Genomic DNA, 12254 nt, shown 5'->3' with positions numbered 1-12254 from the left:
GAGTTCGTCTTAGAGGCAACTCAGCATACATCCAGACGCTGAGACGCGAATGCCTATGCGTCGTTTTGAGCGACCGGGCGCCCCAGCCTGCCGCCGATCCGCGACGCAGCGACGACGATCAGCAGGCAGGCGACGGCGAGCAGGGTGAAGACGGCGTTGACCGTCGGGGTGAAGCCGAAGCGCATCTGGTTGAATACCCAGATCGGAAGGGTCTGCGACGGTCCTGCAAGGAACAGCGTGACCATGACGTCGTCGGCCGAAAGCGTCAGGCCGAGCAGCGCGCCGCTTGCGACGGCGCCGCGGATCAGCGGCAGCAGCACGAATAAGAAGCTGCGTAGCTTGTCCGCGCCGAGGTCGAGCGAGGCTTCCAAGAGCGACGGGTCGAGCCGCCGCAGCCGCGCGAGCACCAACATCATCGTCACCGGCAGCACGAAGCTCGACTGGCCGACGACCGTGCGAACAAGTCCTGAGGGAATGCGCAGCATCTCCGTGCCGAGCACCATCACGATGCCGAGCACCACACCCGGCATGGCGATCGGCAGGGCGATGGCGAATTCGCAGAAGCGCGCGCCCGAGACCCGGCCGTAATGCAACAGCAGCGCGAACGCCGTGCCGACGATCGTGGAGAACGTGATCACGAAGAACGCGACGATCAGCGAACGCTGGGCGGCGACGATCAACCCGTCGTTGTGAACTAGATCGAAATACCAGCGTAGGCTCAACCCGGCGAGCGGGAAGAGCTGCATCTTGCTGTCATTGAAGGAGAAGAACGCCATCAGCGCGATCGGCGCATAGAGGAACAGGATGACGGCGAACACGCCCGTCATGCCTCCGATCTTCAGCCAGCGTCCCCGCGCAGAAGGCGCGCCCGAGGCGGGCCTCGCCCCTTCGTCGCCGAGCAATACGCCACGCTGTGGACACGCCGCCATGACGAGGCCGACGATCGCGCCGCAGCAGAGCATCAGCACGATCGCGACGGCGGCGCCGTAGGGCCAGTTGTTCGCCATGCCGAATTGGGAGGAGATCAGGACGCCGATCGTGGTCCCGTCGATGCCGCCGATCATGGAGGGGGTCACGAAATCGCCGACGGTGATGAGGAACGCGAGCGACACGCCGATGGCGAGGCTACGGCGTGTGAGGGGCCAGACCACGTGCAGGAAGGTCTGCAGGCTCGACGCACCTGAATCCTCTGACGCCTCGAGCAGCGACTGAGGGAGTTTCTCGAAGGCGTTCAGCGTCGCGATGAAGATGTAGGGGATCGCAATATAGGTGAAGACCAGGATTACCGAGGCGGAGGTGTAAAGGAACGCCTCCGACGGGCGATCCAGGACGCCGCTCGAGACCAGGAAGCTGTTGAGCAGGCCGGATTGGCCGAGGATCAGCCGCCACGCGAACACCCGCATCAGCAGGCTGATCCACAGCGGCACGAGGACGAGAGTGACGATCAGCGCCTTGTTGCGCCTGACGATCCGGCCGACGAAAAAGGCCAGGGGATAGGCGACCAGGGCCGCGATCCCGCTCGCGACGAGGCTGAGCTTCAGGGTGCGCCCGAGCAGGGTCCAGAATCCGGAAGAGCCCCAGAGCCGCTGATAGTTCACCAGCGACGGATCGAAGGCGATGAAGCCGTTCGAAATGCGCATCAGGCTGCATCCGATCAGCAGCGCATTCGGAAGCAGCACGATCACGACGAGCCAGATCCAGACCGGCAGATTGACCAGTCGCGCGATCCGCGGTCGCGGAATGACGGGCGCGGTCATGCCGGTCGCCGCGGCCGACTGATCAACCATGGAAGACCCGCGCATTGCTCAGGTCCATCGTCACGTTCACCGGCTGGCCACGCGACAGCTCGTTCGTCCGCGCCGCGGGCACGCTCGCAATAAGGTTCAGCCCTTCGCAGCGGACGTTGACCTCGAGATTGGTCCCCAGGAACAGGACGTCCTCTACGACCCCTGCGAGGTCGCCCTCGCCATCTGACGCAGGCGCGACGCGGATAGCCTCGAAGCGCAAAGCGAGACGCGCGGGCCCGGACTTTCGGGACGTCAACCGCGGGAACCGGGAGCCGCCGATCACCGCGACCGGACCGTCGTCGCCCGATTGGAAGGTCAGGGGAATGAGGTTGGAGCGACCAACGAACTGAGCGACGAACTCAGACGCCGGCTCGAAATAGAGCTCTTCCGGCGTTCCGAGCTGCGCGATTCTGCCCTCCCGCATGACTGCGACCCGGTTCGACATCGACAGGGCCTCGCCTTGGTCGTGCGTGACATAGACGAACGCGATGCCGAGCTCCTTCTGCAGCGAAACCAGCGTGTGCTGCATCTGCTGGCGTAGCCGCAGGTCGAGGGCGCCGAGCGGCTCGTCGAGCAGCAGAACCCTGGGGCGGCAGACGATCGCGCGCGCAAGCGCCACGCGCTGTCGCTGACCGCCGGAAAGCTGATGCGGCAACCGCTCGGCGTAATCCGCCATGTCGACCAGCGCGAGCGCCTCCATGGCCTTCGCGGCGCGCTCCGGATGTCGGGCGCGCGCCATGCGCAGCGGATATTCGACGTTGCCCTGGACAGTCAGGTGCGGGAACAGCGCGTAGCTTTGGAAGACGGTGCGCACGTCCCGCTTGAACGGCGGCACGTGGGTGATGGGCTCGCCGTCCATCACCACACGGCCGCGGTCAGGCGTCTCGAAGCCCGCGATCATCCGCAGCAGCGTCGTCTTGCCGGAGCCGCTCGGGCCGAGAATGGAGAAGAACTCGCCCTTCGCGACCTGGAAGGACACGCGGTCGAGAGCGGGTTTCTTCCCGCCCTCATAGGTTTTGTCGATCCCATCGAGCGCCAGCAACGGCTGGTCCGTCAGGCTCATCTCGATCTCCCGCCGCCGACCGTCAGAGGGTGCCTGACTTGAAGTCGTTCCAGATCTGCAGGCGTCGATCGAGATCCTCGTTCTTCTGGAAGACGACGAGCTTCTCCCAGAATGAAGGGTCTTCGGCGTCGAGCAGGTTGGTGATCTTGATCGTCTCCTCCTTCACGCCGGCCTTGCGGGCGTCGGCGACGTTCAGCACGCCGTTGTTGCTCGAACTGGTGATGAAGCGCGACTGCCATTCCGGCGTCAGATTGTCGTTCAGGAACTTGTAGACGATCGGACGATTGCCCTTCGCCGAAACGCCGGCGCAGTCGATCCAGGTGGGCGTGCCTTCCTTCGGCAAGGAATACTTGAAGTTCTTGCCCTTCTGCTGAAGGGACGTGACGACCGCGACGTTCTGGCAGTAGCCGAGGACGGCGTCGCCCGCCGCATAGATGGTGGAGGCGTCGTCAAAGCCGCGTGCGATCACGCGGATCTGTTTGCGAAGCGAGCGAAGCGCGTCCTCGCACTTCTTGAATTCGTCGTCGGTCAGATTGAACGGATCCTTTGCGCCGACATGCAGAGCGATCATCGGGAAAGTCAGCGAGCAATCGTCGAACATGTTGACCTTGCCCTCGTAGGCAGGGTCCCAAAGAACGGACCAGCTGTCGGTCGTTTTCACGACGTCGGCATCATACATCAGCGGCTGGGTGCCCCAGTTGTAGGGAACCGCCTGCACCTTGCCGTCGATGCTGGCGTACTTCTTCCAGTCGAGCTTCGGCGTGATGTTCTTCGCATTCGGCACTTGCGAGACGTCGAAGTCGACGATCAGGCCGCCGGCCTTGAACCGGGCGAGCGACCCGGTCTCGATATACATGACGTCCGGATGCACCGCGCCGGAGAACGGCTGCTGAAAGAGTTCGTCCTCGGAGCCGATGCGGATCGCCTGAACCTTGGTATTGTTGGCGCGGCTCCACTCTTCGATCCACGGATCGTCGTGGTAGGTCTCCCAGGTCAGCAGCACGATCGTGTCGTCCGCCATGGCAGGACGGATGATGGAGGGCATTGCGAGCGCAACGGCGGCGCCGGCGGCGCCCGCCTTCAGGACCGATCGGCGGTCGAGCCTCGGTTTGGCAATGCTGTCTGACATCGGCGCCTCTCAGCCTTCAGGGGTGAACATCGGAGCATGCGCAAACCCCGTGCCACGCCTTTTCGCGAGCTGAGCAAGTCTTGAGCGCGGTGAAAATAGAGGCGGCTTGATCGGAACTGGAAGTGACGCGCCGGTGAATCGTCCGCGTGCGTTTCACGAACGAACGACGAGTCTCGCAGGTGCGACACGGACGTCTCGCCCCGACTGTGGTTCAGTGCCGACGCCCCGGCACATCCAGCTGGTGCTGTCGAAGCTTGCGATAGAGGGTCGCGCGGCTGATCTTCAACGCGCGGGCGGACCGGGTGACGTCCCCTTCATTCGCCACAAGCGCCTCTTCGATGACGCGTCGTTCGGCGAGCGCCACGGCCCCGCGCGCGGTGTCGGCGGTCTCATTCTGTGGACCGGCCTGCTGAGCGGGTCCGCGGGCGGCGTCGAGCATCAGATCGTCGACCGTCACTTCGGGGCCGTCCGCGACCAGCACCGCGCGCTGAAGCACGTACCGCAACTCGCGCACATTGCCGGGCCATGGATGGGACAGGAGCGCAGCCAGGGCGTCGCTCGAGAGGTCGAGCGGGCGGTCGGCTCGCGCATGCATGAAAAGCCTGCGGATGAGCGCCGCAGCGTCCGCGCGCTCGCGAAGCGGCGGGAGGGTCACCACGACCGCCGCCAGGCGGTGATAAAGATCGGCGCGGAAGGCGCCTTCGGCGATACGCGTCTTCACGTCGTGGTTGGTCGCGGCGATCACCTGCAGGTCGACTTGCTTCGGCTTGCCGGAGCCGAGCGGCGTGACCTCTCCTGTCTCCAGCACGCGGAGAAGCCGTGTCTGGAGCGCGAGCGGCATGTCTCCGATTTCGTCGAGGAACAGCGTGCCGCCGTCGGCGTCCGCGAGGCGGCCGGGATTGCCCTCGCGCCGCGCGCCCGTAAAGGCGCCGGAGCCGTAGCCGAACAGTTCGCTGTCGATCAGGCTTTCCGGAACCGCGGCGCAGTTGAAGGCGACGAAGGGCTTGTCCCGTCGGTCGCCCTCGCGATGAAGCGCGCGAGCGAGCGTATCCTTGCCGACGCCCGTTTCGCCCAGCACTAGAATGGGCAGACGACTGCCGACGACCCGTCGCAGGAGGCGGAGTTGGCCGCCCATGCGCGGATCCGCGCCGAGGCATGCCTCGACGGTCGGCCCCGCGGAGAGATCGACCGGATCGGCTCGTTTGAGAGGCTTTAGGGATTTTGGAGCCGCCGCCCGCGCGACGCTTGCGCCGGGCCGCCCTTGGAAGCTGAACTCGGTTTCCTCATCGTTGCGCCGAAGGCGGATGCGGCCGGCCTCGCCCGCCAACGCCGCCGCCCCATCGCCGTCGAAGAAATCCCAAAGCTTGCGCTGCCGAAACGCGCCTTCCGAAAGCTGCAGCCAGCTGCGCGCCGAAGCGTTGGCGCCGACGAGGTTGTGCTCGTCGTCGATGGCGAGGAGCAGAGACCCTGAGGCCCCGAAGGACGCCAGCAGCGCGTTGCTGCGGAACTGCCGCCGGAAGAGCTGATTGCCAAGGCGCTCCGCGACCTTGGACACCAGCCCGCAGGCGAGCCGGAATGCGCCTTCCGAGACGTCCGGGTTGCCGGTGGTGAAGTTCAGCACGCCGATCATCTCGCCGTCCGGCGCCATCACCGGGGCCGCGCAGCAGGACAGATGCGCGAAGTCGCGAAAGAAGTGCTGATCCTTGAAGACCTGGACGGGGCGGCGCTCGACCACGCAGGTGCCGACCCCATTGGTCCCTGCGACGCCTTCAGCCCAGAGAGTCCCGGCGCGTTCGACCTCGTGGTAGTTCCCGAGCGAACGGTCCGACCGGTAGTAGAGGATGACGCCCGCCATGTCGGCGAAGCTGACGCTGAAACTCGCCGCCGAGAGCGGCTCGGCGACTTGGTAGATCTCCTCCTCGACGAAGGACAGAACCTCCGCAAAGGGTTCGCGATGCTGGTTCAGCTCAGACCCGGTCAGCGTCATGACCTGTTGGCCGGAGAGCGGATCGAGCCGGTAACGGTCGACGCAGCGCCGCCATGAGGCGGCGACATCATAACCGTCCGCGGGTATCGCAACGGCGGACGAAGCGGCGTTCCAGGCCGTGCGCGACGCGGCATAGCCAAGCGTGTTAGCCATCGGAGCCCTCATAGCGCTGAGATGCGACTATTTTGGGCTCCACTCTTCGGCGCCGTCAAGTTGAGCAGCGCGTCGAGACGTCTTAGGCGAGCTTCATCACCACAGACTTCGTCTGGAGATATTCGTCCACATGGTGGAGCCCGGACTCCCGCCCATAGCCGCTCGCCTTGTAGCCGCCGAAGGGGACGACCGGATCGAGCCCGCCATAGGTGTTGATCCAGATGGTGCCGGAGCGAATAGCCTTCGCCATGCGGTGCGCCGTGCGGACATTCTGCGTCCATACGCCGCCGCCGAGGCCGAACGGGGTGGCGTTCGAGATCGCGGCGGCTTCCTCGAGCGTGTCGAACGGGATCGCCGAGGCGACCGGGCCGAAGATCTCCTCTTGCGCCACCCGCATGTCGTTATGGACGCCCGATAGCACCGTCGGCTCGATGAAGAAGCCGTCCTTGAGACTGCCTTCGGTCAGCCGCGCGCCGCCGGCCGCGGCCACCGCGCCCTCGCCGAGGCCGATGCCGATATAGTCGGTCACGCGATCGAGCTGCTTGGCGTTGACGACCGGCCCGATCTGCGTCGCCGGGTCCATGCCGTCGCCGACCTTCAACGACTTGGCGTAGGCCGACACGCGCGCAACAAACTCCTCGTAGATCGGCCGCTCGATCAGCAGCCGCGTGCCCGCGCAGCAGATCTGGCCGGTGTTAGCGAACACGCCCATCCCCGCGCCTGGAACCGCGAGATCCATGTCGCAGTCGGCGAAGATCACGTCCGGCGACTTGCCGCCGAGCTCCAGAGTTACGCGCTTGATGTTGCCTTTGGACGCTTCGATGATCCTGCGGCCGGTGACGTCGGAGCCGGTGAAGGCGATCTTGTCGACGTCCATATGGGCGGCGAGCGCCGCGCCCGCGGTGTGGCCGAAGCCCGGCACGACGTTGACGACGCCGGCCGGCACGCCGGCCTCGAGCAGCAGTTCGCCGAGCCGAAGCGCCGTCAGCGGCGCGTCCTCCGCGGGCTTCAGCACCATCGTGCAGCCGGTCGCGAGCACTGGGCCGAGCTTCCACATCGTCGAAGTCAGAGGCGCGTTCCACGGGGTGATCGCGCCCACGACGCCGATCGGCTCCTTCAGCGTGTAGCTGAAGACCTCGCCGGGAAACGAGTTCGGCAGCGTCTCGCCGTGGATGGTCGTGCACATCCCGGCGTAGAAGCGGATCATGCCGAGCGCGCGGGTCTTGCGGGCGAGCGCGGAGGTGATCGGCATGCCCATGTCGAGCACGTCGGTGCGCGTAAGCTCCTCGAAGTGCTTCTCCACGAGGTCGGCGAACTTCAGCAGGCATTCCTGCCGCTGGAACGGGGTGAAGCGGCTCCACGGTCCTTCGAAGGCGCGCCGCGCGGCGGCGACGGCGATCTCGATATCGGCCGCGTCTCCTTCGGCGACATTGGCGAGAAGCTCGCCGGTCGCGGGATTGCGGGTTTCGAAGGTGCGGCCGGACTGCGCGTCGACGAATTTGCCGTCGATGATCAGCTGCTTGATCGGCGCGTCAGCGGGCTCGGCCGCCGCGATGCTGAGGCTCATGGTCATTGGCGTTGTTCCAGTCGGTTCAGGCGCATGCCGTCGCTGATGCGACGGCATGCGGGTCAGGCGAAGAGCGCCCGGAGGTGGTCGTTCAAGAACATGCCGTCGGGATCGATCTCACGACGGATCTTCTTGAAGGCGTCGTAGCGCGGGTAGAGCCGCTCGAGCCGCTGCGGCGACATGAAGTGGTGCTTGCCCCAGTGCGGACGCGCCTCGTAGCGGTCGAGGATCTCGTCCATCTCCTGCAGCATGGCCCAGGTCCAATGCTCAAGCGGGCCGGAGATCGACAGCGCGTAGCCCGCGCGCTCGGCATAGGCGCTGAGATAGCTGTCGTCGGCCTTCACCGGGCGACATTCGACCGGATAGATCGCCTGCGGGTATTTGGCGATAAAGCGCTCGCGCACCTCCGCGAACGCCTCCTCGAACCGATCGAACGGCACCGCGTATTCGATCTCGCGGAAGTTCGGGATGTAGGGATTAGGAAAGATCATCGAGCTGTGCCCGAACTGCTCGCCGGGCTGCAGCTCGGGGGCCGGCTCGTCCACGGGGACTGCGTTGTAGGTGCGCATGTGGCAGATGTCGTGGTCGCGGGTCGCCTGGGACGGCACGACGCCGCCCGGCAACACGTAGAGCTCGGCGGACTCCTTGCGTGGCAGCCAGAAGAACCAGAACGTCCGGTTATCTGCGAGCCGCTGGTGCAGGCCGCCGATGCAATCCTCGACGTCCGTGTTCCAGGAGCGCTTGTGGATGTTGTAGGACGGTACGGCCTGGATGGTGAGCGACACGATCAGCCCGAACAGGCCGATCGAGGCGCGGAACGCCTTGAACAGCTCGCCGTCCTTCTCCTGCGACAGATCGAGGAAGTCGCCCTCCGCGGTGATGATCCGCGCCGCGATCATCTGCATGGACATGCAAGGCAGCGTGACCCCAGCGCCATGGGTCGCGGTCATGATCGCGCCGGTCACGCTCTGCGTGTCGATGTCGCCCTGATTGTTGAGCGACATGCCGACCGTGCGTAGGTAGCGGCTGAGCTCGCCGACCCGGATGCCCGGCTGCACTGTGACCTGGAGCTTTTCGCGGTCGACCGAGATGACCTCGTTGAAGCCGTCGAAATCGACATGGACGCCCGGCGTCGGCACAACGGCGGGATTGGAGTGCCCGGCGCCGCTCGCGCGGATGGCGAGGCCGAGCTTGCGCGCGGCGAGCACGACCGCGCGCACGTCCTCCTCGGACCGCGGCCGGGCAGTGTAGGCCGGCACGAAGTACTGCTCGCCGAACCAGTTGACCCAGAGCTTGCCCGGTTCGAGCAGACCCGTATCCGTGCTCAGCATGCTCAGGCTCCCGCCGCGCGCTTCAATTCAAAAGGCTCGGCGTCGAGCGCGGCGTTGACGCGCGGCATGACCTCTTTGGCGAGCAGCTCCATGGAGCGCCGCATCACCGCTTTGTCGGTCCAGTCATGCGAGGTCATCATCAGCGTCTCGAACGGGCCGACCTCCTCGCGCAACGCCAGGATCTTCTCCGCCACCGTCTCCGGGCTTCCGTAGATCACGAAATTGTCGCGGACGAGCTCGTGGGTGATGGTCTCCGGCGGCGTGTCGGCGAATGGCGCCAGCAGGGCCGCCGCGCCCATGCGGGCGTAAACCTGGAACATGTAGTCGTAGTACCAGTCATAGGCCCCGCCCGGCGTCTTGACGTAGGCCTCGGCCTCCGCGTCCGTCGGCGCCACGAAGATGCTGCGCGCCACCCGCCAGTTCGCGCCGTCGGGCGTCTTGCCGAGCTTCGTGAGCTCGTCGCAATAGGTCTCCCAGTGGGTCTTCACGACCCAGGAGGCGACGAAATTCGCCGAGATCGGCATCAGGTCTTCCCGAGCCGCCACCCGGATCGAGCCGGAATTCGGGCTGCTGACGGACACTGCGAGCTTGGGATGCGGCTTCTGCAGTGTTTTTGGGAGGGGTCCGACGCCCAGATCCGGCCAGATCATGTCCTTCAGCCGGACCTTCCAGAACTTGCCCTCGACGTCGTAGGGCGGATCGGACGCCCAGATCGTCTTCATGATCGAGAGAGAGTCCAACATCATTGCGGTGCGGTCGGCCTCGACGAGATCGAAGACCTCGAAGTCCGAACCCAATCCTCCGGTGCCGATGCCCAGGATCAGCCTGCCCTTGGTCAGGTGATCGAGCAGCGCGACATGGGACGACAATTGCGCGGGATGATAGATCGGCAGCGAGACGACGCCGGTGCCGAGCTTCATGTTCTTCGTCTGCGCGGCAATATGCGCAAGAAAGATGAGCGGTGAAGAGATTTGCTCGATCTCGGACGAGTAATGCTCGCCGATCCAGCCCTCCTCAAAGCCGAGTTCATCGGCAAGCTTGAAGGCCTCAACGTCTTCATCCAGCGTTTCCGGATAGTCCCGGTTCATCGCATGCATGGGCATCATGAACAGTGAGAGCTTCAAGGCGGCGCCTCATTGCTTAGGAAGGGGCTCCCGACGTTGCCGCAAGAGACATGCCAGCAGAAGCGAGGAGGCCGCTTCGAGGCCACCAAACCGTTGGTTCTGCTGAGTTCCCGGCCCTGCCCATCGAAGGCTTGAACGGTAGATGGCGCGGCGCGGGGCGTCCCAGGGACATCACGTCTCAGATCAGCGACATCCGTCGCCTCAGCGTCGAGACGGGCCGCGCCTTGGCGCCTCGTCGGCGACGGACCACCACGGTGGCATGACGCTTGCCGACTGAGAGCTGCGGCGAAAGCCGGCACAGGAGCTTTCGATGACTGATCCTTCAGAGTTCAAGCGCGGCATGCGGCGGCTCGCCTCCGGCGTATCGGTGATCACGACGATCGAAGACGGTCAACCGCACGGCTTCGCCGCGACGGCCGTGACCTCCGTCGCGGCCGAACCCCGGCCGACGCTGCTGATCTGCGTGAATCGCCAGGTCTCCTGCCACGACGTGATCGGCCGCGCGGGCCTGTTCTGCGTGAACCTGCTCGCCGAAGACGACATGGAGACCGCGCAACTGTTCAGCGGGTCGGAGCACCGCCACCGCCGCTTCGCCGAGACCGCTTGGCGACCGCTGTCGACGGGAGCGCCGGCGCTCGCCGGCGCCCTCGCGAGCTTTGATTGCACGATCGCAGAGGCGGTCCCGGTCCAGAGCCACACCGTATTCATCGCGACTGTCGTCGACATCGCGATGCGCAGCGACGAGGCCCGCCCGCTTCTCTACGCGGGCGGCCGCTTCGACGCGCTGCGCTCGGCCGTAGCGCCGGCATGATCGCGCAAAGCGGCGGAGAGCGGCCGTCATGAAGGTCGTGGTGATCGGGGGCGGCGCCGTCGGCGTGGCTTCGGCAAGCTTCGCGCTAAGAGAGGGCCACGAAGTCACGCTGATCGAGCCCGGCGAGATCGCCGAGGGGGCGACCTTCGGCAACGCCGGCTGCCTAAACGCCTCTTCGGTCGTGCCGATGTCGATGCCAGGCAACCTGCCCAAGGTTCCCGGATGGCTGGTCGACCCGCTCGGACCGCTGTCGATCCGCTGGGGTTACGCGCCGAAGATCGCGCCGTGGATCTACCGGTTCCTCAAGGCGGGATCTCGTGATCGTGTCGAGGCGCAAGCCAAGGCGCTCGCCGGCCTGCTGCGCGACAGCTACGGCTCCTACCAGCCGCTCGTGAAAAACGCCGGCGCGGAAGGACTGTTGAGGCGCCAGGGTCATCTGGTCGTCTACCGCTCCAAGAAGGATTTTGACGGCGACGCGCTCGGCTGGCGGTTGCGGCGCGACAACGGCGTCGCCTTCGACGTGCTCACGTCGGACGCCCTTTGGCAGCAGGAGCCCAGCCTCTCGCACGATTACGGGATCGGCGTCTTCGTGCCCGACAACGGCCACACCGTGAACCCCAACCGGCTGGTCTCGACGCTCGCCGACGCGTTCGTGCGCGACGGCGGAACGATCAAGCGCGCTCGTGCAATCGGGTTCGATCTTGAGGGCGATCGACTACAGGCGGTGCGCACGGCTGACGGCTGCGTGGAGGCCGATCGCGCGGTGGTCGCCGCCGGCGCCTGGTCGAAGCCGCTCGCCAAGGAGCTCGGCGACGACGTGCCCCTCGACACCGAGCGCGGCTATCACATCGTCATCAAGGACCCGGAGGTCGGACCGCGCTCATCGATCCTCGACGCGACCGGCAAGTTCGTCGCGACGTCCATGGAGATGGGCCTGCGCCTGGCCGGCACCGTGGAGTTCGCCGGTCTTGACGCAGAACCGGACTGGCGGCGCGCCCGCATGCTGCTGACCCTCGGCCAGCGGCTGTTTCCAGGATTGAGGAGAGCCTATCCCGAGGAGCGCCTCACTCAGTGGATGGGCTTTCGGCCGAGCATGCCGGATTCCCTCCCCGTGATCGGCCGCGCGAGCCGATCGCCTGACGTCATCTACGCGTTCGGGCATGGGCACATCGGATTGGCGTCCGGAGCGAGGACCGGCGAGGTGGTGGCGGATCTGCTTGCTGACCGAACGCCATCCATCCCGATCGAAGCCTTCGCCCCGACGAGGGCATGAAGCACCCCTAGTAGATTGGGCTCCTCTAT

9 protein-coding genes are annotated in these 12254 nt (G+C 65.7%); 2 read left to right on the top strand and 7 right to left on the bottom strand.

Annotated elements, in window-relative coordinates; genetic code table 11:
* Positions 1-53 precede the first annotated feature (53 nt).
* The 7 genes from EYR15_RS11300 to EYR15_RS11270 form a co-directional block, all read right to left on the bottom strand.
* A complete protein-coding gene (locus EYR15_RS11300; protein ID WP_245498265.1) occupies positions 54-1757 on the bottom strand; it encodes an ABC transporter permease subunit in 1704 nt (567 codons plus the stop codon).
* A gap of 22 nt (positions 1758-1779) precedes the next feature.
* A complete protein-coding gene (locus EYR15_RS11295; protein ID WP_131003654.1) occupies positions 1780-2850 on the bottom strand; it encodes an ABC transporter ATP-binding protein in 1071 nt (356 codons plus the stop codon).
* A 22-nt stretch (positions 2851-2872) separates the two neighbouring features.
* A complete protein-coding gene (locus tag EYR15_RS11290; RefSeq protein ID WP_131003653.1) occupies positions 2873-3979 on the bottom strand; it encodes an extracellular solute-binding protein in 1107 nt (368 codons plus the stop codon).
* Between the two features lie 211 nt (positions 3980-4190).
* Positions 4191-6119 carry a sigma-54-dependent Fis family transcriptional regulator gene (locus EYR15_RS11285; RefSeq protein ID WP_165455486.1) on the bottom strand — a complete coding sequence of 643 codons (1929 nt, stop codon included), beginning with the start codon at positions 6117-6119 and terminating at the stop codon, positions 4191-4193.
* 82 nt (positions 6120-6201) lie between these two features.
* Positions 6202-7692, bottom strand: a complete 1491-nt coding sequence (locus tag EYR15_RS11280) for an aldehyde dehydrogenase family protein (protein WP_205741625.1) — start codon at positions 7690-7692, stop codon at positions 6202-6204.
* 56 nt (positions 7693-7748) lie between these two features.
* Positions 7749-9017, bottom strand: coding sequence for a D-arabinono-1,4-lactone oxidase (locus EYR15_RS11275; protein ID WP_131003651.1), 1269 nt, complete (start codon positions 9015-9017; stop codon positions 7749-7751).
* Between the two features lie 2 nt (positions 9018-9019).
* Complete coding sequence (locus tag EYR15_RS11270; RefSeq protein WP_245498264.1) at positions 9020-10123, bottom strand: LLM class flavin-dependent oxidoreductase; 1104 nt, start codon at positions 10121-10123, stop codon at positions 9020-9022.
* Between the two features lie 328 nt (positions 10124-10451).
* Between EYR15_RS11270 and EYR15_RS11265 the strand changes: the two genes are divergently transcribed.
* Both EYR15_RS11265 and EYR15_RS11260 read left to right on the top strand, forming a co-directional pair.
* Complete coding sequence (locus EYR15_RS11265; protein WP_131003649.1) at positions 10452-10952, top strand: flavin reductase family protein; 501 nt, start codon at positions 10452-10454, stop codon at positions 10950-10952.
* 28 nt (positions 10953-10980) lie between these two features.
* A complete protein-coding gene (locus tag EYR15_RS11260; protein WP_131003648.1) occupies positions 10981-12225 on the top strand; it encodes an NAD(P)/FAD-dependent oxidoreductase in 1245 nt (414 codons plus the stop codon).
* The last annotated feature ends 29 nt before the right edge of the window (positions 12226-12254 follow it).

The sequence above is a fragment of the Hansschlegelia quercus genome, assembly GCF_004310425.1.
GTDB lineage: Bacteria > Pseudomonadota > Alphaproteobacteria > Rhizobiales > Methylopilaceae > Methylopila > Methylopila quercus.
Note: the sequence above shows the minus strand (reverse complement) of the source record. Positions and strands in the feature narration are given on the sequence as shown.